This is a genomic window from Posidoniimonas corsicana, from assembly GCF_007859765.1.
GTDB lineage: Bacteria > Planctomycetota > Planctomycetia > Pirellulales > Lacipirellulaceae > Posidoniimonas > Posidoniimonas corsicana.
The window spans coordinates 1,791,518-1,817,035 of record NZ_SIHJ01000001.1; the positions used below are offsets into that span (position 1 = coordinate 1,791,518).

Sequence of the window (25,518 nt, forward strand, 5' to 3'; positions counted from 1 at the left end):
GGCGGCGGCGCTGGGGTTGCGGTCGGCCGTTAGTGTTCGCGCAGCCACTCGGCGGCTTCGACCGCGAAGTAGGTGAGCACGCCATCGGCCCCCGCCCGCTTGAACGCGACCAGGCTCTCGAGCACCGCCTTCTGCCGGTCGAGCCAGCCGTTGCCGATCGCGGCGGAGAGCATCGCGTACTCGCCGCTCACCTGGTAAGCGTAGGTCGGCGCGCGGAACTGCTGCTTGACCCGCGACACGATATCCAGGTAGGGCATGCCCGGCTTGACCATCACCATGTCGGCGCCCTCGGCCAGGTCGAGGGCCACTTCGTGCAGCGCTTCGTCGGTATTGGCGGGGTCCATCTGGTAGGTCCGCTTGTCGCCGGTCCCGAGTGCGCCGGCGCTGCCCACGGCGTCGCGGAACGGCCCGTAGAACGCGCTGGCGTACTTGGCCGCGTACGACATGATGAGCACGCGGTCGAAGCCCGCCTCGTCGAGCGCGTGGCGGATGCGGCCGACCCGCCCGTCCATCATGTCGCTCGGCGCGATGACGTCGCACCCCGCCTGGGCCTGGACCACCGCCTGGCGGGTGAGCGCGTCGAGGGTCTCGTCGTTGACCACGTAGCCGTCCTCGACCAGGCCGTCCTGCCCGTGGCTGGAGTACGGGTCAAGCGCCACGTCGGCCACCACGCCCAGCGCGTCGCCCACTTCCTGTTTCACCGCGCGGGTGGCGCGGCAGATCAGGTTCTCGGCGTTGAACGCCTCGCGAGCGTCGTCGGTTTTTTTGTCGGGCGGCGTGGCGGGGAAGATCGCGATCGCCGGGATGCCCAGCCCGGCGGCGCGGGCCGCCGCGGCCGGCAGCAGGTCCACGCTCAGCCGCTCGACGCCGGGCATCGAGGCGATCGGTTCGCGTTGGCCCGACCCCTCGCAGACGAACACGGGCCAGATCAGGTCGGCGGCGCTCAGCCGGTGTTCCCGCACCAGGTCCCGCGACCAGGCGTGGCGCCGCAGACGCCGCAGGCGGGTGTGGGGGAACGGGCCGCGGGAGTCGTAGGAGGGCAGCGACATAATCACCTTGCTTGGCTACTCGGTCGGATCAGCCTTCCATTATCTGCCCGCCCGACGCAAAATCTACTGCTCACCCGACCTGTCCGCCCCCCACCGCATGTCCGACACCCCCAAGCCGCCGCCCAAGATCTCTGTCGGCCCATTCGATTTCACGTCGGTCGGCGTGCGGATCACTGGCAAGCCCTCGCTCGACGCGTGGAAGGGTCCGCTGCAGTTTGCGCTGTGGTGCCAACGGGCCGGGCCGTGGTGGATCGGCGACCTGTTGAACGCCGGCGAGGACGGCTTCGGCGAGACCTTCTCGCAGATGTGCGAGGGCGCGATCTCGCCGGAGATGATCAACCGCTACGCCTCGGTGGCGCGGCGAGTGCCGATCCGCAACCGGCTGGCGTCGCAGTCGTGGAGCGCGCACGCCGCGGTGGCGCGACTGGACGGGCCGCTGCAGCTGCGGTTCCTGAAGCAGGCGGAGAAGGAGGGCTGGTCCAGCGAGGAGCTGCGGGTGAAGGTCCGCGACTACATGCGCCGCCGCGGTGCGGGCTAAGGTGCTGCGCCGTGGAGCGGGGCGGGGTCAGCCGCGCGACGCGACAAAGGCGAGGACCGCCGCGACAACCAGGATGGCCGCGGTGGCCAGCAGCCGGCCGCTGGAGACCTTCTTCTCCTCTGGGGCGGCGTTGGCCTTGAGCCGTTCGGTCAGATTCGGCTCTGGCGGTGCGGGTTCGTCAGCCGCCGCGGCGGGCAGTTGCACGTCGCGTCCCTCGACGATGGCGAGCAGCGCGTCGCGGGCCTGCTCGGCGGTGGGGCGGTCGGCGGCGTCCTTAGCAAGCAGCCGGCCGGTCAGTTCCTCTAGCGCCGGCGGGCAGTTGGGGCACCGCAGCGCGAGGCTTGGCGGCGCGGTGAACAGGTGGTGCTCGAAGATCTCGACCACCGTGTTGCCGCTGAAGGGGCAGTCGTTGGTGGTCATCATGTGCAGCAGGCACCCCACCGCGTACATGTCGACGGCGCCGGTCAGCTCGTCCTCGCCGCGGACCTGTTCGGGGGCCATGTAGCGGCAGGTGCCGACCGTCTGCCCGGCGATGGTCAGGCGGTGGCGCTCGTTGTCGCGGGCGAGGCCGAAGTCGCCCACCTTCACGTGCCCGTCGGCGGTGAGGAACAGGTTGGCCGGCTTGAGGTCGCGGTGCACGACGCCGCGGCTGTGCGCGTGGGCGAGGGCGTCGCACGTCTGGGCGGCGACCTCGCACGCCTCGCGCCACGGGAGCGACCCCCCGTCGGCCAGCACGTCGTCCAGCGTGCCGCTGTCGACCAGCTCCATGGCGAAGTAGATCTGCCCGTCGTGGATGCCGCAGTCGTGGAAGTGGACGATGCCGGGGTGGTCGAGCTTCTGTGCGACAGTCGCCTCGCGGACAAACCGCTGCTGCATCTCCTCCTCGCAGGCCACCGAGTCGACCAGCAGCTTGAGGGCCACGCGCTGGTCGGTTTCGACGTGCCGCGCGTGGTACGCGACGCCCGCCGCGCCCTCGCCGAGCCTGTCTAGCAATTCGTAGTCGCCGATCTGCCGCTGCGTCATGGGGGAGCCTTGCAGCCGGGGTGCTTCCGGGGCGAACGCCCGGGTGGTGCGGCTATTAGAGCGTGGTGTCAAACTTTGTGGAATCGGAGATCATCTCGATCGAGAGCTCGTCGATGGTCTCTTTGCCCGGCGCCGAAGGCTTGGGGCGCGGGTCGCGTTGCTCGCCCTCGCCCCCGGCCCGCAGGATGCCGAGCAGCGCCGCGGCCACCTGCTGCGCGTCCTTGGGCCGGCCGGCCGGGGCCTTCGCGACCAGGCTCGCCACCAGGGCGTCCAGCTCGGGCGGGCAGTCCTGGCTGTGCTCGGCCAGGCGGGGCGGCTCGCCCGAGAGGTGGGCCTCGAACACCTCGGTGTGCGTCGAGCCGTCGAACATCGGCGCGCCGACCACCATCTGGTAGAGGATGGCGCCCAGCGAGTAGAGGTCGACGCTGCCGGTCAGCGGGTCCTCGCAGCGGATCTGCTCGGGCGCCATGTAGCGGCAGGTGCCGATGGCGGCCGCCTCGAGCGTCAGGCGGTGGCGGTTGAGGTCGCGGGCGAGGCCGAAGTCGCCGATCTTGACGCGGCCGTCGTTGGCCAGGAACACGTTGGCAGGCTTCAGGTCGCGGTGGATGATGCCGTGGGAGTGCGCGTGGGCCAGGCCCTCGCTGACCTGCCCCGCCACCTTCACGGCGGTCCGCCAGGGGAACTTGCCGTAATGCTTTAGCGCGGACTTGAGCGAGCCGCACTCGACCAGCTCCATCACGATGAACAGCTCGTCGTCGTCGATCCCGCACTCAACGAACCGCACGATGTTCGGGTGGTCGAGCTTCTGCAGCACGACCGCCTCGCGGACAAAGCGTTTCTGGATCGACGGCTTCTCGGCCTCCTCGGGGTGGAGGACCTTCATGGCGTACTTGTCGCCCGACTCGACGCTGCGGACCAGGTGCACAGCGCCCGCCGCGCCCTGGCCCAGGGTGTGGACGACCTCGTAGCCGCCGATGGTGTGTGCCGCCATGTGCGCCCCTGCGTGAATCGAGTGGGCGGCGCGTCGGCCGCCGGGTCCGTTATACCCGGCGGGAGTCGGCGGCGGCAAATCGGCTGGGCTCAGATGAACACGGGAGTGAACTCAAACCGTCCGCCGTCGAACAGGCCTTTGTCGCTCAGCTTCAGCGCCGGGATGACCAGCAGGGCCATGAACGAGAGCGTCATGTAGGGCGCCCGTAGCGGCGACCCCCACGACTTCACCAGCGCGTCCAGCCGCCCGTAGGCCTCGCCGACCGTCTGGCAGTCGCCGGTGGCCATCAGGCCGGCAACCGGCAGCGGCTGCGACGCCTGCTGGTCGTCCGCCAGGCAGGCGGCGCTCAGCCCGCCGCCGTCCCGCATGACCAGGTTGATGGCCGCGGCGAGGTCGTCGTCGCTGACGCCCACGGCGATCACGTTGTGAGAGTCGTGCGCGACGCTCGAGGCGATCGCGCCCCGCGTGAGCCCAAAGTTCTTCACGAACGCTACCGCCGGGTCGGCCCGGGCGTAGCGGTTCACGACCACCATCTTCAGCACGTCCGAGTCGGCGTCGGAAACCACGGCGCCGTCGACCACGCGGGCGGGCGCTTCGACGCAGCCGGTCACGAGCTGCCCGTCGACGGCGTCGATCACGCGGATGGCGGCCCCCTCGGCGGGCAGTCGCAGCTCGGCGGCCGTCACCTCGCGGGCCTCGAACCGGTTGACGACCTCCACCGGCGGGCTCGGCAGCTTGGTCGAACCGGCCTGGGCGACCAGCCCGCCGTCGATCCACGTGCGTAGCACGCCGAACGTGGTGAGCGAGTCGACCTCGATGAAGTCCGCCGGGTCGCCGACGCGCAGCTGGCCCAAGTCCAGCGAGTAGTGCTCGACCGGGGTCACGCAGGCCGCACGCAGCGCGTCGTACGCGTCCACGCCGCCGGCCACGGCCCGCGCGACCAGCTTGTTGATGTGCCCCAGCAGCAGCTCGTCGGGGTGCTTGTCGTCGCTGCAGAGCATGGTCATGCCGGGGTGCTCGCCGATCAGCGTGTAGAGCGCGTCGAAGTTGCGGGCGGCGGAGCCCTCGCGGATCGAGATCTTGCAGCCGGCCGCCAGCTTGTCGAGCGCCTCCTCCTTGGTGAAGCACTCGTGGTCGGTGGTGATGCCGGCGGCGATGTACCGCGCAGCGTCGTCGCCGCGGAGGCCGGGCGCGTGCCCGTCGACCGGCTTGCCGCGGGACTTGGCGGCGGCGATCTTCGCCAGGCAGTCCGGGTCGCCGTTCAGCACGCCCGGGAAGTTCATCATCTCGCTGAGGTACGGGATGCGGGGGTCGTCGAGCAGCTGCTCCACCTCCTCGACCGTGATCGCGGCGCCGGCGGTCTCGAAGGTGGTGGCCGGCACACAGCTCGGGGCGCCGAAGTAGAACTTGAACGGCGACTGCTGCGCGTTGTCCAGCATGTACTGCACGCCTGCCACGCCCAGCACGTTGCCGATCTCGTGCGGGTCGCTCACCGTGGCCACCGTGCCGTGCACCACCGCCGCCCGGGCGAACTCGGTCGGCACGAGCATCGAGCTCTCCACGTGCACGTGCGCGTCGACAAAGCCAGGCATGAGGTATGTGGGCGGGGCGTCGGGCGTGTCGGTAATCTGGGCGATCCGGCCGCCCTCGACCCGCACGGTCACGGGTCGCGTGCGGCGCCCGGGGATATCGACCAACTGCCCTTGGACCTCGAAGTCTGCCATCGTCGCCGCCGCTGTGAGTAAGGTTGGGGAAGCCGCTGGGGAGCGGGCAATATGGCGGAATTGCGGCGACGCGTCGACCCGCGGGCGCCAGCAGCCGCGCGCGGCCGGCACGGGGGCGTTTGGAAAACTTTTTGGGTTACGACGACTTTTTGGAAAGGGCCGACCACGCCCGGGTCGATACCAATGCCAAGCAGTGTTCCAGGGGGGCCTGGCGCATCGCGACACGCAGCTGCTGCGCAGTCCGATCGCCGCATGACCGTCCCCGAGGAATCACCATGCGTGCCCGAATCGCTTTAGCATTCATCGTTCTCTTTGCTAGCATCCAGCCCGCCCGAGCCGAGCTCGTGTGGCAGGGCCAGGGTCAGGGCGTCGCCGCCGAGTCGTCGGCCGGCGCGGCCCGCTCGACCGCCCGCTTCCAGCGGCCGTCGATCGCCCAGCGGGCGAAGCGGGCGTCCGCTCAGGAGCCGGCTCAGCTCCCGGCCGCCGAGGCCACGCCGATCGCGGCCACCAACCAGCGGCAGGCGGCGTCGCGCGAGCTACCCACCGGCCAGCAGGGCCAGGTGGGCTACGTCTCGCAGGCCAGCCACACCCGCCGCACCGCGGCCCGCGTGATGCAGACCGCCGAAGAGAGCATCATGGCGCCCCGACCGGACGGCGCCTCGGCGCCGGTGTACGAATCGACCGAGCCGTACGACCCGGGCGTGCAGATGTTCTCCGACTCGTCCTGTGCCTGCGGCTGCGGCGACCCCGGTTGTGGGTTCGCCGAACCGGGCTGCGGCTTCGTGGAGCCCGGGTGCGGGTGCGTCGACGGCTGCTGCGACATGCCGAGCTGCGGCTACCCCACCGACGACTGCTGCTGCGGCGAGGTGGGTTGCGGCGGCGGCTGCTGCGACCCGGTGCTGGGCAACTGCGTCGAACGCGGCGCCATCCCGCTGTGCATCTACATCCCGCCGATCAAGGAGTTCACGTTCTTCACCGGCGTGCACGGCTTCAAGGGGCCGCTGGACGAGTACCGCGACCGCGGCAACTTCGGCATCCACGGCGGCCTGAACCTGGGCGGCAAGATGGCCTGGATCCCCTGGCCGGGCCTCGGCTACCAGGTGGGCTACCAGGCGGTCGGCAGCCAGTTCCACGGCAGCTCGGAGAACCCGCTGTACGACGACTCGCACACGCAGCACTTCCTGACCGCGGGCCTGTTCCGCCGCAACAAGGTTGGTTTCCAGTACGGCGTGGTGTACGACATGATGCGTGACGAGCGGATCGAGTCGGTCAGCTTCCACCAGGTCCGCGGCCAGATCAGCGTGATCAACCCGAAGTGCCACGAGCTGGGCTTCAAGTTCGCCGTCGGCAGCGACAGCCAGGAGATGACCGGCGTGGTCGGCACCGTGGGCCAGACGCGCACCTACCAGCCGATCGACCAGTACCTCGGCTTCTGGAAGTACCACGCCTGTGCCGGCGGCGAGTTCAGCCTGTACGCGGGCGGCGGCGGCGGCTACGGGATCTTCGGCGGCGAGATCTTCGCGCCGCTCAACCACACGTGGTCGCTGCAGACCGGCTTCACCTACCTCTCGCCGGGCGGCTCGGGCCAGTCGGCGGCCGAGGAGGAAGGCTGGAACCTGGGCCTGAACCTGGTGTGGCACTACGGCCACTCCGCCAAGCGTTGGTACAAGAGCCCGTGGCGTCCGATGTTCAGCGTGGCCGACAACGGCTCGTTCTTTGTCGACGACGACGATTGATCCCGACGGCGACCTGCCAGCCGTCGCTGATCGACCGAAGAGCCCACCCCGCGAGGGGTGGGCTTTTTTCGTTTGCGGCGCCCGATTGTTGCTGAAACCGGCCACCCCGCGCGGTCCAATGGTTGCTGACCATGGGTGTGCCGCCATTTGGAACGCCCGCGGTTCGCTGCGCCGCGTCTGGATCGGTTGGCTGGGGTGTCCGATCCGCCCCACCCAAAACGGACAAAACCCCCGCCGCCTTGTCTGGGAGGATTGTCGCAAGCGAATAATTGCAAAGCACTTACGAACGATCTGGGCAGCGGTGTGCCCCGGGTTTTGTCCCCTTCGCTCGTGTTTTTGGACAAAACAGAACGGACAAAACGCCCGGCTGCCAATTCCGAGGAGACGCGGTCAGTCGGCCGTCTGCTTCCAGGCCGCGGCCTCCTCGCCGTCGAGCCGGAGCGTGAGGCACTTTGCGCTGCCGCCGGCTTTGACGAACTCGCCCAGCGGGGTGGCGATCGGCGTGTAGCCTCGCTCCTTGAGCTGCTTGTGGAGTTGGGGGCAGCCGGCGTTCGTGACCACCGTCTTGCCAACCACCACGGCGTTGCAGGCGAACGAGCGGGCCTCGTCTGCCGCGACGGGGATGAGCGTCGGGACGTTGGCCTCGAGGACCTTCTGGCCGTATTCGTCGAACGCGCCAGGGAAATAGACGGCCTCGGATTGCGATAGCGGGCAGAAGCAGGTGTCGAGGTGGTAGTAGTACGGGTCGGCCAGCTCGAGCGGCAGCACCCGCACGCCGAGCATCTCGCCGATCTGCTGGTGGCCGCCGGCGTCGCTCCGCATACGGTAGCCGGCGTAGAGCGTGTCGCCGCAGAAGAGCGCGTCGCCGGCGCCCTCGAAGCTGAGGTCGGCGGGCGGGTCGTCGACCGAGAGGCCGTCGTGCTCGAGCCACGCGCGGTCGAGCGGCGTTTCGCCTTGCCGCTGCGGGTGCTTGAAGCGGGCCACGATCGCGCGGTCCCGGTAGACCATCGCGGCGTTGGCGGTGAACACCAGGTCGGGCAGGCCTTTGACGGGCGTCATGAGTTCGATCGACGCCCCGGCCGACTGGAGCGCGGCGCGCAGTCCGTCCCACTGCTCACCGGCCAGCTTGTGGTCCGCCTGCCGCTCGGTGCTCATCCAAGGATTGATTTCGTACTCGATGCCGTAGAACAGCGGCGGGCACATGAGGATGCGGGGCTGGTTTGCAGCGTGGGTACTAGCGGGCGTGGTCACGATTCACCTTACTAAGCCATCCATCGGTTTCGAGATACTAATCTGGAATGTCCCCACGGAGCTCCTCGCAAAACTGTGCGAAACCTTTCGCCGTTCGTTTGCCTTGTGGAGTCGTCGCAAGGTAACGACTAAGCCTAGACGGGCTCATGGCACCTTCATGCTCGATGTGAGAAATTCCTTCGGAGGTCGCTTGCCATAAGACGTGGTCTGAATGGAGGTGCTGGTCCCTTTTTGCATCTTGGAGGCAACGGCCGACAAAGTTGGGACACTCCCAACAATCGCCTATTCGGGGGAAGCAGTTTTCAGGCAGAAAGATGACGCTCCTTGCCGCTTTCTGCGAACCCAAGAGGCCGAATTCTCTCCAACACACGATCGCGTTTTCATGAACATGCCAGTGCTCTTCGGGACGGCTGTACCAGTAGAGCGGTAGGCTTGTTACGCCTGTCAGGAGCAGAAATGTCTTGAAGCTGAAGCGGGGCCGCCATGCCGGCTTGATGCGGGGGACGCCGTTGATGTACTCCACCTTCATCAGGATCGCACCTCGCTGACCAGCGACCGCAAGAACGGCTCGACATCGGTCACCAGGCCGACGGTTTGGAAGCTGCCGCGGTCGCTCAGCTTGATGACGGTCGACGGGTTGATGTCCACGCACACCACCTTCACCCAGGCCGGCAGCAGGTTGCCGACGGCGATGGAGTGCAGCGTGGTGGCGATCATCAGGCAGAACGTGACGTCGCGGATCCCGTCGCGCATCTGCCGCTGCGCGTCCAGCACATCGGTGATGACATCGGGCAGCGGGCCGTCGTCGCGGATGCTGCCGGCCAGCAGGAAATCGACGTTGTGCTTCACACAATCGTGCATGACCCCGGAGGTGAGCATCCCTTGGTCGACGGCTGCGGCAATCGACCCCGCGCGGCGGACCCGGTTAATGGCCCGCAGGTGGTGCTCGTGACCCGCCTCGGCGATGGTGGCGTCGTCCAGGTGCACGCCCAGGCTGGTGCCGAACATCGCCTGCTCGATGTCGTGCGTGGCCAGGGCGTTGCCGGCGAACAGCTTGTGCACGTAGCCGCCCTGGATCAGCTCAGACAGCAACGGGCCGCTGCCGGTGTGCACGATCGCCGGGCCGCCGACAATCAGCGTCTTGCCGCGGCCCGCCCGGTTCTCGCGGAGCAGCTCGGCGATCTTACGCACCTGGGCGGCCTTGGGCTTCTCGGTCGACACAGCGCTGTTCATGAACGCGAACGCGTGCCCGCCGTCGTCGCCGCGGTCGGGGGGGAACACCCGCACGCCGGCGTGGCCGATCACGACCCGATCGCCTGGCTTGACATCGGACATCGGCACGCAGCGGGGCCCGGCCTCCGAATCGATCACGACGCCGCAGTCCATCTCCTGGTCGGCGACCCCCACCCAGTGATCGCCGAGTCGCACCTCGGTCCGCTGGTTGGTCGAAGAGTAGAAGCCTTCGGGCAGCACGCCGGCCTGCGTGACGGGCTCGGTTTGGCAGTCGACGCTGTGTACGGGCACGGCGCCGTGGTCGGAGATGGCGGCCAGGATCGCCTGCAGGGCGGGCTCGCTGGGGGCACGCACCTCGACCAACGCGCGGCTGGGGTCGTTGCGGCCCTGGCCGATGGTAATCGACTTGATCTTGAACGTTCCCCCGCCCGAGGTGACGGTGTCGAGCACCTTGGGCAGGATCAGGCTATCGATGATGTGGCCGGCGACCTCGACATCTTCGACGTGGTCGGCGGGGCTAGCGTCGGGCATGGCGGTCCTCTCCCTTCCGGACGGTTTACGCAGATTGCCAGCTCGGCCGGGGCGGCGGGTCCGACTTCCTGAGTCGGCCACAAACCCCTATAATGATGAATCTTACGTCTAATCGGCGCCGCAGGCAGGCGCCACGGCCGGCAAAAAAGCCGTATCGGAACCAACCGAGTCAAATGAGCGATCAAAACAAGAGCAACTGGGACGAACTCGCGAGCCAGCTAGGCGCCGCTCCCTCGGATGAGGTTGAGCAGCAGCCGGAGGCCCGTTCCCCCGCGTCGCAACCTACCCAGCCGACCGAGGACGTCGAGTACGACGAGCCGACCCGCCCCGCTAGCGGCTGGGACAACCTGCTAGGCGACTTCGGCATCGACGCCCCCGCCGCGAAGCCGGTTAGCCCCACGCCCCCGCCGGCGACGGCTCAGGCGGCGCCGCCACCCGCGGCCGAGCCCGAGCAGCCTGTCGCGCCCAGTGAGCCTGCGCCGCCGGCGGCGTTCGCGGCCGAACTGCAGGCGGATACCCAAGACGACGCGGTATCAAAACGCAGCGACGACACCGTTCTCGAGGATCCCGCCGACGACGAGCCGGCGGACCAGCAGGTGCGGGTCGAGCCCGCCGCCGAGCAGGCAAGCGAGCCTGCCGAAGCAGCCGATCAGGCAGAGCAGCCCGCCCCCAGCAAGTGGGACCTGGCGCCGAAGTCGCAGCTCACGCTGCCGGACTGGTTCCCGTTCGCGGGCAAGCGTTCCAAGGCGCCGGTTGCCCCCGCCCCTGAAACGCCCGAGTCGGCAGAAGAGCCTCCTGCACGCTCCGAGTCCGACGCGCCCGCCGCAAAGCAGGCGCCCGCCGACACGGACAACGATGAAGAGCACGCCGACGCCCCGTCCGACGGCGAGGCCGCCGGTGGCGATCAGCCGCCGAAGGAAGAGGGCAACGGCCAGGAGCGCACCGGCCGCCGCCGCCGCCGCCGTGGGCGCCGCCGCCGCTCTTCTTCGACCCCGGTCGACACCGCGACCACCGCCGAGGAGGAGGCCGCCGAGGCGGTGGACGAGAGCTTCGCCGCGCTCGGCGAGGTAGATGAACCTCAGGACATGGTGGCCTCCGAAGGCGGTGCGGACGACGCTCAAGAGGATGCCGATGACGACGGCGCAACGCCCAAGCACCGCAGCGTCCCTTCGTGGGGCGACGCCATCTCGGTGGTAGTCGACGCGAACATCGCGGCCCGGTCCGAGCGCAAGAAGTTCAACTCGCGTGGCGGGTCTGGCGGCCGCGGCCGCCGTGGCGGTCGGCGGCGGAAGAAGCCGACCTCCTAATCGGCTGCCCGCTGAGGCCTACTCGACGAAGCTGCTCGACGCCGCCGGCAAGGTCGGGTCCCCTCCGTTGGGGGGATTTTGCGGGCCCTCTGTCTAGCGCAATTGCTGATTCTGCAGCGCCGCGAGAAACCTAGTTTCCGAGCGGTTTCCGGCGGTTTGCGCACATCGCGCCGGAAGAACTTCCAAAGTCGGTGTTGCCCGCGGCGCAATTCCGATTGATACTTTAAGTGAACGAGGGCTTGTTTGCCGGCATGGTTTCGCCGGCGCCTGCTCCCTCTGTTCGCGACAATCCCCACCTTCCGCTCTTTGCCAATTTCGCCCTCGGGCGTTTCTAAGAGTCGCGACGGGAGCCTTGTTTGCCTCCCGCGTGCCGGGCGGGTTCTCTCTCTCCGCCCCCTCTGCCGCACGCCCGCTGCCGTGCGAAATCCGCTACGGGCAGGCCGTTTGACGGCGGGCGCGATTGTCGGGAGTGAATGGCTGGTGCGTTGGAAACGATGGGACAGCAAGGACGCGCGGGCCGGGGCAAGCCCGAACGGAACCCGCCGTTGTTGCGTCCCTAAGAGAATATCCAGGGTCATTCGTATCTTTATCCAGGAGCGCGCGGCATGGACAACGGACGCAGCATCATCGAGCTGGTGGCTCAGCGGCAGGACCGAGACCAGTTCCGTCGTAAAAACTGGGTGGGGACGTTCGAGGAGTACCTGAACCTGGTCCGCCAGAACCCCAAGGTCACCCGCACCGCGTACCAGCGGCTGTACGACATGATCCTGTCGTACGGCGTCGACACGGTTGAAACCCGCCGCGAGAAGCACGTGCACTACCGCTTCTTCGACGACCCAGACGGCGATGGCAAGGACGCGGTGTTCGGCCTGCGGCGGACGCTCAAGGACCTGGTCAACGCGCTGAAAAGCGCCGCCAACGGCTACGGCATCGAGCGCCGCGTGCTGCTGCTGCACGGCCCGGTGGGCAGCTCGAAGAGCACCATCGCGCGGCTGCTCAAGAAGGGCCTCGAGCGCTACAGCGCCACCGACGACGGCGCCCTGTACACGCTGGGCTGGGTCGACGAGAACGACCCCGACGACGCGTCGAAGATCCAGTGGTGCCCGATGAACGAGGAGCCGCTGCACCTGATCCCCACCCGCTTCCGCCCCGAGGTTGAGTCGCAGCTCAACGAAGGCCGCGGCGAGGACGACTACCAGGTGCGCGTCGACGGCTACCTCGACCCCTACTGCCGGTTCATCTACCAGCAGCGGCTTAAGAGCTACGACGGCGACTGGACCCGCCTGGTCCAGGACATCCGCGTCAAGCGGGTGATCCTCAGCGAGAAGGATCGCGTTGGGGTGGGCACGTTCCAGCCCAAGGACGAAAAGAACCAGGACGCCACCGAGCTGACCGGTGATATCAACTACCGCAAGATCGCCGAGTACGGCAGCGACTCCGACCCACGGGCGTTCAACTTCGACGGCGAGTTCAACATCGCCAACCGCGGCATCATCGAGTTCGTCGAGGTGCTGAAGCTGGACGTGGCGTTCCTGTACGACCTGCTGGGCGCCAGCCAGGAGCACCGCATCAAGCCCAAGAAGTTCGCCCAGACCGACATCGACGAGGTGATTATCGGGCACACGAACGAGCCGGAGTACCGGCGGCTGCAGAGCAACGAGTTCATGGAGGCCCTGCGCGACCGGACCGTCAAGATTGACGTGCCGTACGTCACGACCCTCAAGAACGAGATCAGCATCTACGAGAAGGACTACAACAACAAAACGGTCCGCGGCAAGCACATCGCCCCGCACACCATCGAGATGGCCGCCATGTGGGCGGTACTCACCCGGTTGGTGGAGCCCAAGCACGCTGGGTTGACTCGGCTGCAGAAGCTCAAGCTCTACAACGGCAAGACGCTGCCCGGCTTCACCGAGGAGAATATCAACGAGCTCCGCGAGCAGGCCACCAGCGAGGGCATGATCGGCATCTCGCCGCGCTACGTGCAGGACAAGCTTTCCAACGCGCTGGTCGCCCACCCGGAGGCCAAGAGCATCAACCCGTTCATGGTGCTCAACGAGCTTGAGACAGGGCTGAAACACCACAGCCTAATCAACAGCGATGAGACCAAGCAGGAGTACCGGGACCTCCTAGGCGTGGTGAAAGAGGAGTACACCAACATCGTGAAGAACGAAGTCCAACGGGCGATCGCCGCCGACGAGGACGCCCTGACCCGCCTGTGCGCGAACTACATCGACAGCGTGAAGGCCTACACGCAGCGTGAGAAGGTGAAGAACAAGTTCACCGGCGAGTACGAAGAGCCGGACGAGCGGCTGATGCGGGGGATCGAAGAGAAGATCGACATCCCCGAGAGCCGCAAGGACGACTTCCGCCGCGAGATCATGAACTACATCGGTGCGCTCTCGATCGACGGGAAGAAGTTCGACTTCCGCAGCAACGAACGCTTGCACAAAGCGCTCGAGCTGAAGCTGTTCGAGGACCAGAAGGACTCAATCAAGCTGACCAGCCTGGTGTCGAATGTCGTAGACACGGACACCCAGCAGAAGATCGACATCGTCAAAGGCCGCCTGATCCGTGACTTCGGCTACGACGACGAGTCCGCCACCGATGTGCTGCAGTACGTGGCGAGCATCTTCGCGCGGGGGGATGTGAAGAAGGAGGAGTAGCCGCAACCAATGCCCAGTTGGCCTCGATCACCCCACCCCGCCAGGGGTGGGGCTGGAACACAACAACGCTGACCAGTCCCATCCCTTACCGGGGTGGGCCAATAGAGCCCAATGCCGCTAGATATCGAGAGAGACCAACGCCGCTTCCGCGAGATTGTCCGCGGCCGCCTGCGCAAGAACCTCCGCAAGTACGTCACGCAGGGCGAGATGATGGGCCGCAAGGGGAAGGACCTCGTGTCGATCCCCATCCCGTCGCTCGACGTGCCGCGGTTCCGGTTTGGCGACAACGGCGCCGGTGGCGTCGGCACGGGCGACGGTGAGGAGGGGCAGCCGGTCGGCAAGGGCGGCCAGCCCCAGGGCGGGCCGGGTGAGGCGGGGAGCGACCCCGGCAGCGAGCACTTCATGGAGGTCGACGTCAGCCTCGACGAACTGGCGGAGATCCTGGGCGATGAGCTTGAGCTCCCCCGCATCCAGCCCAAGGGCGACGCCAACCTGCAGGACGAAAAGGCCAAGTACGACAGCATCCGCTCCACCGGTCCCGAGTCGCTCCGGCACAAGAAGCGGACCTATCTCAAGGCGCTCAAGCGGCAGATCTCGACCGGCGAGTACACCGCCAGCGACCCGCGGGTCGTGCCGATCAAGTCGGACAAGCAGTACCGCAGCTGGAGCACGGTCCAGCACCCGGAGGTCAACGCGGTCATCATTTACGTGATGGACGTCTCGGGCAGCATGACCGACGACCAGAAGGAGATCGTCCGCACCGAGGCATTCTGGATCGACACCTGGCTCGGCAGCCAGTACCAGGGCCTGGAGAAACGCTACATCATCCACGACGCGGTGGCCAAGGAGGTCGACGAGCACACCTTCTACCACACCCGTGAGTCGGGCGGCACGCGGATTTCCAGCGCGTACAAGGTGTGCGCCGACCTGATCGAGAAGCAGTTCCCGCCGGCCGACTGGAACATCTACGTGTTCCAATTCTCCGATGGTGACAACTGGGGCGAGGACAACGAAAAGGCGTTCTCGCAGCTCGGCGAGCGGATCCTGCCCCACGTCAACCTCTACGCCTACGGTCAGGTCGAAAGCCCGTACGGCAGCGGCGAGTTCCTCGGCCGCCTGAAGAGCCGCTTCGGCGAGAACCACGAGGCGATCGTCACCAGCGAGATTGAGGATAAAGACGCGATCTACGAGTCGATTAAGACGTTCCTCGGCAAAGGCAAGTAACAAACCAAGCCAATCCCATGGCAGCCCACCCCTCGTGAAGTGGGCTGTAGGTAGCCAACAGCCGATGGCTGACAGCCAATAGCCACCCACATGCCCATCTCAGAATTAGCCCCTCTGCCCGTTGAGCTCCAGGAGTGGCAGGAGAAGATCGAGAAGCTGGCCGCCGGTCACGGGCTCGACTTCTTCCCGACCATCTTCGAGATGGTCCCGGCCGATCGGCTCAACGAGATCGCCGCCAAGGGGGGCTTCCCGGTGCGGTACCCGCACTGGCGGTTTGGGATGGAGTACGAGAAGCTCGGCAAGGGCTACCACTACGGGCTGCAGAAGATCTACGAGCTGGTCATCAACAACGACCCCTGCTACGCCTACCTGATGGCGAGCAACGAGATGGTCGACCAGAAGCTGGTGATGGCCCACGTGTACGGACACTGTGACTTCTTCAAGTGCAACGCGTGGTTCGGCCACACCAACCGCAAGATGATGGACCAGATGGCCAACCACGGCGCGCGGATCCGCCGCTACATGGACGAGGTGGGCGTCGAGCCGGTCGAGGAGTTCATCGACGCCTGCCTGAGCATCGAGGACCTGATCGACATCCACTCGCCGTTCATCAAACGCCGGGCCGATAAGCACGACAACGGCGAGAACAAGCACTCACCCCCGAAGCCGGCGCGGTTCGACAGCAAGGAGTACCTGGACCCGTTCGTGAATCCCAAGGCGGAGTACAAGCGGAATAACGCCGAGGACAACCCCCAGCCCCAGAGGCTCCCTGAGCGGCCCGAGCGGGACGTGATGCTGTTCCTCTTGGAGCAGGCGCCGCTCAACGCGTGGCAGGCGGACGTGCTGTCGATTATCCGCGACGAGGCCTACTACTTCGCCCCACAGGGCCAGACCAAGATCATGAACGAGGGTTGGGCCAGCTACTGGCACAGCAAGATGATGACCACCCAGATCGCCAGCGCGGCGGAGATCGTGCAGTTCGCCGATCACCACTCCGGCACGGTGGCGTCGTCAGGCGGTTCGCTGAACCCGTACAAGCTCGGCATCGAGCTGTTCCGCGACATCGAGGACCGCTGGAACCGCGGCGCCTACGGCAAGGAGTACGAGGACTGCGACGACTACGCTGAACGCCAGGACTGGGACCGCGAGCTCGGCGAGGGCCGGGACAAGATCTTCGAGGTCCGCCGTGTCCACAACGACCTGACCTTTATTGATTCGTTCCTGACGCTCGATTTTGTGCGTCAGCACAAGCTGTTCAAGTTTGGCTACAACCCGGGCACGGAGTACTATGAGATAGAGACCCGCGCCTTCCCCCAGGTCAAGCAGCAGCTGCTGGCCAACCTGACCAACCTCGGCCGGCCGCAGATCGCCGTGGTCGACGGCAACTACAAGAACCGCGGCGAGCTCTACCTGGAGCACGAGTACACGGGCGTCGAGTTGCAAACGAACTACGCGCAGGACACCCTGCGGAACCTGCACCGGCTGTGGACCCGCCCGGTGCACATCGCCACCATCCTCGACGAGACGCAGACCGTCATCTCCTTCGATGGCGGCGAGGTGTCGGTCGATCAGGGCGACGACGTCGACCCGGATGACGACGATTGATCCCCAAGCCAGTCGACGCCCGAACCGCCCGCAGACACCAACACATGCCCCTAGCCCACACACTCGCCGGCAAGCTGAACGCCGCTCAGATCGACGGGACGGTTGTCTCGGCGTCTGAGAACGGTGAGAAGCTCGTGGTGCGCGTCGACCGCGCGGGCACGCTGGCGTTGTCGCTGTTTGAGCTGCGGCTGGAGACCAACAAGCTGACCGGCGCGCCGATGCCGCACGTCAGGCTGGTGGCCCAACAGCTTACCGACAAGATCACCTACCTGCTGGAGCCGATCTGCCCTGTCGAAGCCGACGCTGAGGCGTGCGTCGTGCAGCTCCGCTCGACTAAGCCGCAGCAGGACGACGCTTCGCTCGCCTACTACGAGCTGCTGGTAAGGACCGGCGGGTCGATCAGCCTGCACCGCTATGAGAAGCCAAGGGGCGGCCTGCGGCGCGAGGTCGCGATGCAGCTCACCAAGGAAGTCGTCAATCGTCTGGCCGGAGACTTCCTGGCCGCCGTGTCCTGATACAAGGACGTGGCGAGGCTCGGCGTTGCTAGCCGAGTCCCACTCTTTGCATTGCCTGCCTGCGGGTGCAGGATTTGTGGTTTCGACCAGTGGCGTTTGGTAGGCTCGCTGGACGCGACCTGCTCGGCATTCGTCGATTCCTCCCCTCCCCACAGGCAGCCCTCCCATGCGTTTAGTCCGCGTTCTCGCGTTGTCGCTGATTTGTGTTCCTGCATTTGAGGCGAAGTCGGCGCCGGAGTCGGGCATGGCGCCCCCACTCCCGCCGCGTCTGCCGTTCGCGATCCCAGCCTTCCCGGGGGCTTGGGGCGGTGGCATGTTTGCCTCGGGGGGCCGTGGCGGACAGGTCCTCGAGGTGACTAACCTCGACGACAGCGGGACCGGCAGTCTTCGCGCCGCGATCGAGGCAGACGGTCCGCGGATCGTCGTGTTCCGCGTCGCCGGGATTATCCACCTGCGGTCGAACTTATCGATTGAGAACCCCGACATCACGATCGTCGGCCAGACGGCGCCGGGTGACGGCGTCTGCATCGCCGGCGCTTCGCTGGACGTCGACACCCACAACGTAATCCTGCGGCACCTGCGGGTGCGGCGTGGCGTGACCTCGGGGGGCCAGGGGTCAGACAATATCGGCGGCAACCCCAACCACACCATCATCGTGGACCACTGCAGCGTGAGCTGGGGGCGTGACGAGAATATCTCGCTCTACCGCAATATGGAGCCGACCGAGAATCCGCTTACCGGCCGTTCCGAGACCGTTAAGCACCCGGTCCGCAACCTGACCATCCAGTACTGCATCTCTAGCGAAGGTATGAAGCCCGGGCACGAGTTCGGCGGCACCTGGGGCGGCGAGGACGCGACGTTTCATCACAACCTCTTCGCGTGCAACACGGGCCGCAACCCGTCGATTGGAATGGGGGGCGAGTTTGACTACCGCAACAACGTGATCTGCAACTGGCGGCACCGCACGATGGATGGCGGTGATGAGACCTCGCTGATCAACGTCATCAACAACTACTACAAGCCGGGCCCCGCCACCAACGACAACATGCTGTCAACAATCGCCCGTATCGAACAGCGCGACATGTACTCGCCAGGGTCCCGTTGGTCCGCGGGCGACTGGTACGCGGCGGCCCCCAAGCGACCGGGCAAGTGGTACGTCGCCGGAAACATCGTCGAGGGCTATCCAGACGTGACGGCCAACAACTGGCAGGGGATGCGTGGGCCGGAAGAACTAGCCCGCGTTAATACGCCGTTCGAAGGCTGGCCGGTCAATCAACAGACCGCCGAGCAGGCATATGAAGAGGTCTTGGGCAAGGCCGGCGCGACGCTTCCGCGTCGTGACCCCGTAGACGCCCGAGTTGTAGAGTCGGTCCGCACCCTCGAGTTCGCTCACGAGAGGGGTATCATCTCGGACCCGGACCAAGTAGGCGGGTACCCCGACTACCGCTACGACCCCGAGTCGGTCCCGGCCGACACCGACCACGATGGAATGCCCGACGACTGGGAAGCCGGCCACGGCCTCGACCCCAACTCCGTCGCCGACGGCGCTCAGGACGCCGACGGCGACGGCTATACCAATGTCGAGGAGTTCCTCAACCAGACCGACCCGCACGAAAAGATCGACTACACCAACCTGGGCAACAACGTCGACGTCATCAGCGGGTAGGCTGCCGCCGCTGACGACGGCGCACCGCCAGCGACAGAGCCAACGAGGCCATCGCCAACGCGGTCGGCTCGGGCACCGCCCCCCTGCTGAGGGTGGCGTCGGCCGCTGCGGTGAGGAATGCCCCGTCATCCGCGGTGAGGCTGAGCGACGCCAGCACGCCACTCAGGTCGATGTCGCTGGTGGACACATCGCCGTAGGCCGTGCCGTAGATCACGAGCGCTGCCAGCAGTGTCCCACGGTTCTGGGCGTGCCAAAGATCCCCGGAGTGGAGATTGTCGAAGTTGGCCTCCTGCCAGGCGTCGCCGACCGGTGCGATCGTCGTCAGGTCATCTCCAGCGGCGTCGTTGAGTGCGTCACGCAACGAGTTGTACCCGTCCCGAATCTCGGCCTGCATCTCGTCGGGTCCTGAGAACAGTGGTGAAGGGCCGCCGTAGAACTCGTGCCCCGGCCCGCGAGCCCAGGTCTCGTAGAGCATTGGGCGGACGCCCGGACTCCGGGTCTTCGCGACCTCGTGGAGCTGAACGGCCGTCGTTTTTGACTCCTCAATGCTGGCGGGGAACGGCGGTGAGTCCGGGTAGGCCCGGGTGAGCTTTGTGGAGTGCTCTTGCATCACGATCAAGTCCCAGTCGTTGGCGGGCGGGATCGACGAGAAGATCCGCGCAGTGTTGTTCGCGACGTGCCATTCCAGGTCCTGTCCCGAGACCGCCGCACTCACGACGAAGGGCGACTCTTCACCCGCGGCGGCGGCAATGTCGCGGAACAGCGAGTCGACAGAGCGGGTGCTGCCGGCTCCAAAGGTGAAGCTGTTGCCGTAGAAGATGACGTTTAGCGGCTGGCCGCTGGCCGTGGCGGACAAGAAGCCCGCCAAAGCCAGCGCGTGCAGCGCGTTGTGCGTGTACATGATTTGCTCACTGTGGTTCGAGTTCAGGCGCCGGCGCAGCGCGCGCGGCGGGATACGAGGGAGGCCAACTCAGAACCGGCGGCTACCGGCGTTGGCGCCTGCTCAGTCCGGCAGCGCTCATCAGTACAAGAGCTGCCGCTGCGGGCTCGGGCACCTGGCCCCCCGTGTCAACCTGCATCAGGTTGATGTAGTAGAACTCGTTGCCGTTGGTGTTGTTCGGTCCCGCCGAGACCGTTACCTCGATCTCACCGTTCCCGTCCGGGATGATGCCGGTGAGTTTCAGAACCTCGGAGTCGTTATTGGCGGCTTCCAATAGCCCGTTGGCAGAGTTTGCGCCGGTGACGAGGTATGCCGTCTCGCGCGAGTCATTCACGCCGGTGCGGGACGACATGAAGGTGAAATCGTACAACGTCGCTTGGTCGAGGCCAGTAAGCTTGAAGGCGCCGGTTGGGTTGTCCGCACCGCCAGCGAAGTCGCCGGTGTGTCCGAAGAAGTAGTCGTCGGTGGCGCTCACTGGGTAGGCGGCGGCGTCGCCGGAAGGGCTCTCGGTCCCCAGTTGCGAGGGTGGACCGTTGATGAAGAACTGGTCGGTGAACTCAAGTGTCACCCCGGGGACGACGGCGCCGTTGCTGTCGAACACGGCGAACAGCGGTGGGGCCGGGTCCGGATTCGGGTACAGCACGTTGTTCCAGCCGTTCACCAGCGTTTGCTGGCCCGAGTTGCCGAAGTCGAACAGCATAGTGGCCGCGCTAGAAACCTGGGCCACGACGCCTACCAAAGCCGCTGCTAGAAACCATTTCATGAGACTGCTCCCGGATGAAGAGGAAACGAAGAAGCGGCCCACACGCGTGGGCGTAGAAGTGACAGCTGATGGTCATGTGAGAAGAGAGGAGCGGGGTTCTGGGCCCCACGCCCGCCGACGTTACCGCAACGCACGCAGTATTGCAAACGCTTTCACGCGGGCGAGAGATAGTTCTGCGCAGGACGGCGACCGTGCCGGGGGCGAGCCGCAGGTGAGAGGCTGCGCGTCCGATCCTGTCGCGATGCATGCTCAGGGCTAGCCGAGCACGCGACATGGTGCGAGCCAGGAAGGAGTCCCGACTGAGCTAGAACTTGGCTACGGAATTAAGGCGCCGGCCGCGAAACAGTGACGTGATACGCTTGCCAGGCTGGGCCCCGTAGAGTGCTGACGCAGACTCGGAGAGTTTTGTCCGTCACTGTTTCAACAGAACTTCCAGCATCCCGCGGCAGAATTCGGGCAAGTCGTCCGGCTTGCGGCTGCTGACGTGGTGGCCATCCACAACCACCGGAGCGTCCTCCCAAACCGCGCCGGCGTTGACCAGGTCGTCCTTGATTCCAAGCGATCCTGTGACCCGCACGCCGCGGTACACGCCCGCGGAGATCGGGATCCACCCGCCGTGGCAGACGGCGGCTACCAGCTTCTTGGCGGCGTCAAAATCGCGGACCAGCTGCAGCACCTGTTCATCGCGACGCAGTTTGTCGGGCATGAAGCCGCCGGGGACCAACAAGCCGTCGAAGTCGGCGGCGGTCGTCTCTTGGTATGACGCGTCAGACCTGCACGGGTAGCCGTTCTTCCCCTGGTAGACCACCCCCGCCTCAGGACCGGCGACCACCACTTCGGAGCCCGCTTCAATCATCCGCAGCTTGGGGTACCACAACTCCAAGTCTTCGTAGATGTCGCCGACGAAGGAGAGGATGCGTTTGCCGGTGAGGGGATGGTCCATCGAGAGGTCTCGCGTGGATATTCGTTGCGGTTACGTGTGGTCAGTTATGGCTGCTACTGGGCCACAGCCGGTAGGTGGTGGCGCTCATAGTGCTTCTGTAGCGAGTCGAGCCCGAAGTCGTTCTCGGTGGAGTGCCACACGAGGTGGGAGTGGTTGCCCTGGGCGTTGTCGTACTCAAGCACCAGTGTAGGGCCGTGCACGCGGAAATAGTGGTTGTCGTCTGGGCCGAGGCCGCCGGCCCACGCGAAGTGGAGCTTGCCGTAGCCGGCCTGCTCGATGGCTCGCAACTCTTCATTGGCCAACTCAGGGCGGAGGTGCTGGACCAGGTCGCGGACAAGAGTCTTGAGCAGCGTCTGCTGCTTGGGGGTCATGTCGGCCAGCGCGAGCCCGGCTGGCGCGCCGAGGTCGATTGGCGCGCCGGGCAAGGTGTGGACATCTCGCGGCGCGGCGGGCTGAATGATAACTTTGTCGCGCTGCTCCTCGCTAAGCGACGCCATCAGCTGCCGGGCGTTGTCCTCTTCTTCGCCCAACGCTCGGAGGCCGATCCGAGGCCCCACTCTCACCTCGTGGGGGTTGGCGCCGAGGAACAGTGGCGTTGCGGAGACAACCAGGCGCCCATCTGAGGTGAAGTTGAGCGACAGGTGATGCCCTTCGACCCGCCAGCCCCAGGGGCCCTCGCCGGCGGGGTCGCCGAACACCCCGAACCAATACTTCTCCTGGTCGCGGATGCCCTCGACATTCTCGCGGTCGGCCTCGATGAGCCTCAGGACCTGCTCAAGCGACATGATGGTGGTCGCCTTCAGGTAGCCCTTATCGCTGAGCGCTGACCGCATCAGACGGCGGGCGGCGCGGCGTTGCTCGAGAGTCATCGCCTTGAGCGGCGTGCCAGACCGTTCCATCGGCACGAAGTTCCACCCCGTCCGCTCGGCGCTGTCGAACGGGAAGGTCGTCTGGCCGCGCGTTTCGGGGGGGAGCGCGGCGAGGAAATCGATCGCCGCTTGTCGCATCTGCTCATTGACCTCTAGCTGAGTACTGGGCGCGTCGTGATGGGCGTGCTCGTGAGCGCGAGCGACGCCGATGAGGCACAATCCGACGAGCGTCGCATAGGTCGAGTGCAGGAGGTGATGCATTGGCCGTTGGGACATGAGGGTTGTCGACAAGGGTTAGCGGGGCGGCGTTGCAACGCGATTGTAACCGGCAGCCTACCCGTGACGCCAATGCTGCTAATCGACCCGCGAACAGGGCGTCGAGGGCCCTCATCAGGCCTGTGGATAGGTCAAACCGCCGGCAAGCGGAGGAGATACGAGGGCGGCGGCCTGCCGATTCAGCGGGCGCCTGATATACTGCCTGCTTGCCCAGTACGAAGCACCAAACTTAGACCACCATGCAGCACGACCGCCCATCGTCAGAGCAATCATTGACCCCCGCCGGCGGAGGTTGGCACTGCAGCCACCTCTACTACTCGTTCGACCGATCGGCTCTGGCAGGGCTGGACGGTGCAGGGCGGCAGCAGGTGGCTGACGCGCTCATCGCGGCGCTTGATCCCGATTCCGACGAGGCGCCGCTGCGACTGCAGACCTCGATTGTCAGCGGCCACAAGGCGGACTTTGGCCTGATGGTGATGGACCCCGATCCGCTGAAGGTGGATTCGGTCCACCAGCGTCTGATGGCTAGCGCGGCTGGGCCGGTTCTGCGGCCTAGCTACTCGTTTGTTTCCGTGACGGAGATAAGCGAGTACGTTCCCAGCATCGAGGACTATGGCAAACGGGTGGCGGCCGAGGGCGACGAGCCGGGCACTCCAGCCTACGAAGCCAAGGTGAAGGCCTACGCCGCCAGGCTGGAAGGCATGAACAGGCAACGACTTACGCCCGAGTTCCCGCCGTACCAGTCGTGCTGCTTCTACCCGATGAACAAGAAGCGGGAGGTGGGGGAAAACTGGTTCCTGACGCCCAAGGAAGAGCGGAACCGTCTGATGGGCGAGCACGCCCGCAGTGGGATGGCGTTCGCCGGCCGGGTGAGCCAGCTGATTACCGTCGGAATTGGTTTGGACGACTGGGAGTGGGGGGTTACACTGTGGGGTAGTAACCCAGAGTACCTAAAAGACATTGTCTACCAGATGCGTTTCGACGAGGCGAGCGCCCGCTACGCGGAGTTCGGCCCGTTCCTGGTGGGGTACATCTGCGACGCCAAGCACCTTGTTGAGCACTGTCGGGTAACAGCCTAATGCGCGTTGAGTTGGTAGGTTCTCTGCCAAGCTGACGACACGCCCGGTTTCTGCGCATCTTTTCTATTCTCCCCCGACTTCCGCGGGGTGGGCTGTCTGCGTCTGCTTGCTGCTGAATTTCACTGATTGAACGCGCGGTTGGCGAAAGCAATAAGCGGCGTCGGATCGAAAACAGAGTAGGCACTCGCACCCCTGGAACCGCGGCGATGACTAAGACCCTCCTCAACCGACTGCTGCTCGCCTGCGCCATCGGCCTGACAGCTAGCGTCGACGCCGCGGCGGACACCGTGCTCGATTGGAACTCGCTGGCGTCCGATGTGCTGGTGGCCAACACCACGCTGCAGAACCCCGGCATGGCCTCGCGCAGTATGGCGATGATGAATCTCGCCATCTACGACGCGTTCGCGATGACCTCGCCCAACGCCACGATGTTCTACGACTACGGCGCCGGGCACGCATCGCCGGCCTACACGGCTTCGTCCAAGGCGGCCGCGGCGCAGGCGGCCTACACCGTGCTGAGTTCGATCTACTCAGACCAGCAGGCGATGCTGGACAACCAGTTGTCGCTCAGCCTGGCCCAGACCCCCGACAGCATGGAGAAGCAGGAAGGCATCGCGCTAGGGACCTATATCGCGAACAGGATCATCCAGGGCCGCGCCAACGACGGCTACAACTCGAGCTCGCAGTACATGCCGACCAACGCGGTTGGTCACTGGCAGCCCGACCCGCTAAACCCGGGCCAGCAAGCGTGGGGCCCGGCTTGGGGTGAGGTCGACACATTCATGCTCGAGTCGAACAAGCAGTTCATGCCCCCGCCGATGCCGGATCTCACCAGCCAGGAGTACGCAGACGCGTACAACGAGGTGAAGGAACTCGGCGCCAAGAACAGCGTCTCGCGGACCGCCGATCAGGAAGAAATCGCCTACTTCTGGGCGTACGACCGAGTTGGGATGGGCACTCCGATGCGGATGTACAACCAGGCGCTGCGTGAGATTGCCGTGCAAGAGGGCAACAATGTCAAAGAGAATGCTGAGCTATTCGCCAAGGCGACCGTTGCGATGGCGGACGCCGGAATCGTGGCGTGGAACTCGAAGTTTGAGTACGACTTTTGGCGGCCGGTGACCGGCATCCGCGAGGGCGATTCCGACGGCAACCCGCTTACCGAGGGCGACCCCAACTGGACTCCGCTCGGCGCCCCAGGCGGGACGGGCAACGACTTCACCCCACCGTTTCCCACGTACCTTTCGGGCCACGCCACGTTTGGCGGCGCGCTCTTCCAGACCCTGGAGGAGTTCTACGGGACGGACGACGTCCTGTTCACGCTCACGTCCGAGGAGATGCCCGGCGTCGAGCGAACATTCTCCTCTTTTAGCCAAGCGATGGCCGAGAACGGCCGCAGCCGGGTCTACCTGGGCATCCACTGGAACTTTGACGACACCGTGGCGCAGGTGACCGGCAGCCAGATTGCAACCTACATCGCTGGCGGTGGACCGTTCATCGCTTCGGGCGGCCTGGTGCCGGAGCCGTCCGCAACACTGCTGCTCGTCACTCTGGGCGCCGCCTGGCCCCGTCGCCGGCTTTTCTGACAG

At 66.0% G+C, this 25,518-nt stretch carries 20 protein-coding genes; 10 read left to right on the forward strand and 10 right to left on the reverse strand.

The window, feature by feature from the left end; translation table 11 throughout:
- Positions 1-29 precede the first annotated feature (29 nt).
- Positions 30-1,049: a porphobilinogen synthase gene (gene hemB, locus KOR34_RS06915; RefSeq protein WP_146563431.1), complete on the reverse strand. Its 1,020-nt coding sequence runs from the start codon at positions 1,047-1,049 to the stop codon at positions 30-32.
- A gap of 97 nt (positions 1,050-1,146) precedes the next feature.
- On the opposite strand from hemB, the gene KOR34_RS06920 reads away from it, so the two are divergent.
- Positions 1,147-1,587 (forward strand): DUF1016 domain-containing protein, encoded by a 441-nt coding sequence (locus tag KOR34_RS06920; protein WP_146563433.1) that lies wholly within the window; start codon positions 1,147-1,149, stop codon positions 1,585-1,587.
- A 27-nt stretch (positions 1,588-1,614) separates the two neighbouring features.
- Here KOR34_RS06920 and KOR34_RS06925 read toward each other — a convergent pair whose 3' ends face one another.
- The 3 genes from KOR34_RS06925 to ade all read right to left on the reverse strand — a co-directional run bounded on the left by KOR34_RS06925 (position 1,615) and on the right by ade (position 5,325).
- Positions 1,615-2,610 carry a serine/threonine-protein kinase gene (locus KOR34_RS06925; protein WP_146563435.1) on the reverse strand — a complete coding sequence of 332 codons (996 nt, stop codon included), beginning with the start codon at positions 2,608-2,610 and terminating at the stop codon, positions 1,615-1,617.
- Positions 2,611-2,665: 55 nt separating this feature from the next.
- Positions 2,666-3,601 (reverse strand): serine/threonine protein kinase, encoded by a 936-nt coding sequence (locus KOR34_RS06930; RefSeq protein ID WP_146563437.1) that lies wholly within the window; start codon positions 3,599-3,601, stop codon positions 2,666-2,668.
- 89 nt (positions 3,602-3,690) lie between these two features.
- Positions 3,691-5,325: an adenine deaminase gene (gene ade / locus KOR34_RS06935; RefSeq protein ID WP_146563439.1), complete on the reverse strand. Its 1,635-nt coding sequence runs from the start codon at positions 5,323-5,325 to the stop codon at positions 3,691-3,693.
- A gap of 275 nt (positions 5,326-5,600) precedes the next feature.
- Here ade and KOR34_RS06940 point away from each other — a divergent pair, with 275 nt between their 5' ends.
- Positions 5,601-7,061 (forward strand): DUF6666 family protein, encoded by a 1,461-nt coding sequence (locus KOR34_RS06940; protein WP_146563441.1) that lies wholly within the window; start codon positions 5,601-5,603, stop codon positions 7,059-7,061.
- Between the two features lie 390 nt (positions 7,062-7,451).
- Here the strand turns inward: KOR34_RS06940 and KOR34_RS06945 are convergent, their stop codons facing one another.
- Both KOR34_RS06945 and KOR34_RS06950 read right to left on the reverse strand, forming a co-directional pair.
- Positions 7,452-8,312 (reverse strand): dimethylarginine dimethylaminohydrolase family protein, encoded by an 861-nt coding sequence (locus KOR34_RS06945; protein ID WP_228714535.1) that lies wholly within the window; start codon positions 8,310-8,312, stop codon positions 7,452-7,454.
- A gap of 528 nt (positions 8,313-8,840) precedes the next feature.
- Positions 8,841-10,076 carry an ornithine cyclodeaminase gene (locus KOR34_RS06950; protein WP_146563445.1) on the reverse strand — a complete coding sequence of 412 codons (1,236 nt, stop codon included), beginning with the start codon at positions 10,074-10,076 and terminating at the stop codon, positions 8,841-8,843.
- Between the two features lie 173 nt (positions 10,077-10,249).
- Between KOR34_RS06950 and KOR34_RS06955 the strand changes: the two genes are divergently transcribed.
- From KOR34_RS06955 to KOR34_RS06980, 6 genes are all read left to right on the forward strand, one after another.
- Entirely contained in the window at positions 10,250-11,383 is a 1,134-nt protein-coding gene (locus KOR34_RS06955) for a hypothetical protein (RefSeq protein ID WP_146563447.1), read from the forward strand.
- A 605-nt stretch (positions 11,384-11,988) separates the two neighbouring features.
- Positions 11,989-14,049: a PrkA family serine protein kinase gene (locus KOR34_RS06960; RefSeq protein WP_146563449.1), complete on the forward strand. Its 2,061-nt coding sequence runs from the start codon at positions 11,989-11,991 to the stop codon at positions 14,047-14,049.
- A 111-nt stretch (positions 14,050-14,160) separates the two neighbouring features.
- Positions 14,161-15,273, forward strand: coding sequence for a DUF444 family protein (locus KOR34_RS06965; RefSeq protein ID WP_146563451.1), 1,113 nt, complete (start codon positions 14,161-14,163; stop codon positions 15,271-15,273).
- Positions 15,274-15,363: 90 nt separating this feature from the next.
- Positions 15,364-16,878 (forward strand): SpoVR family protein, encoded by a 1,515-nt coding sequence (locus KOR34_RS06970; RefSeq protein WP_146563452.1) that lies wholly within the window; start codon positions 15,364-15,366, stop codon positions 16,876-16,878.
- Between the two features lie 44 nt (positions 16,879-16,922).
- Positions 16,923-17,393 (forward strand): hypothetical protein, encoded by a 471-nt coding sequence (locus KOR34_RS06975; protein ID WP_146563454.1) that lies wholly within the window; start codon positions 16,923-16,925, stop codon positions 17,391-17,393.
- A gap of 166 nt (positions 17,394-17,559) precedes the next feature.
- Positions 17,560-19,059, forward strand: a complete 1,500-nt coding sequence (locus KOR34_RS06980; RefSeq protein ID WP_146563456.1) for a pectate lyase family protein — start codon at positions 17,560-17,562, stop codon at positions 19,057-19,059.
- On the opposite strand, the gene KOR34_RS06985 is transcribed toward KOR34_RS06980, so the two are convergent.
- From KOR34_RS06985 to KOR34_RS07000, 4 genes are all read right to left on the reverse strand, one after another.
- Positions 19,049-19,960 (reverse strand): hypothetical protein, encoded by a 912-nt coding sequence (locus tag KOR34_RS06985; protein WP_146563458.1) that lies wholly within the window; start codon positions 19,958-19,960, stop codon positions 19,049-19,051. The two genes, KOR34_RS06980 and KOR34_RS06985, sit on opposite strands and share 11 nt — an antisense overlap.
- Positions 19,961-20,042: 82 nt before the next feature.
- Positions 20,043-20,762: a hypothetical protein gene (locus KOR34_RS06990; protein ID WP_146563460.1), complete on the reverse strand. Its 720-nt coding sequence runs from the start codon at positions 20,760-20,762 to the stop codon at positions 20,043-20,045.
- A 412-nt stretch (positions 20,763-21,174) separates the two neighbouring features.
- Complete coding sequence (locus tag KOR34_RS06995; RefSeq protein ID WP_146563462.1) at positions 21,175-21,705, reverse strand: type 1 glutamine amidotransferase domain-containing protein; 531 nt, start codon at positions 21,703-21,705, stop codon at positions 21,175-21,177.
- A gap of 53 nt (positions 21,706-21,758) precedes the next feature.
- On the reverse strand, positions 21,759-22,835 hold the full coding sequence (locus tag KOR34_RS07000) for a DUF3500 domain-containing protein (RefSeq protein WP_197531204.1): 1,077 nt from the start codon (positions 22,833-22,835) through the stop codon (positions 21,759-21,761).
- 254 nt (positions 22,836-23,089) lie between these two features.
- Here KOR34_RS07000 and hemQ point away from each other — a divergent pair, with 254 nt between their 5' ends.
- Both hemQ and KOR34_RS07010 read left to right on the forward strand, forming a co-directional pair.
- The gene (hemQ, locus tag KOR34_RS07005; protein WP_146563466.1) at positions 23,090-23,929 is read left to right on the forward strand and encodes a hydrogen peroxide-dependent heme synthase; all 840 of its coding nucleotides are present in this window, start codon (positions 23,090-23,092) and stop codon (positions 23,927-23,929) included.
- 206 nt (positions 23,930-24,135) lie between these two features.
- Complete coding sequence (locus KOR34_RS07010; RefSeq protein WP_146563468.1) at positions 24,136-25,515, forward strand: vanadium-dependent haloperoxidase; 1,380 nt, start codon at positions 24,136-24,138, stop codon at positions 25,513-25,515.
- Positions 25,516-25,518: the final 3 nt, after the last annotated feature.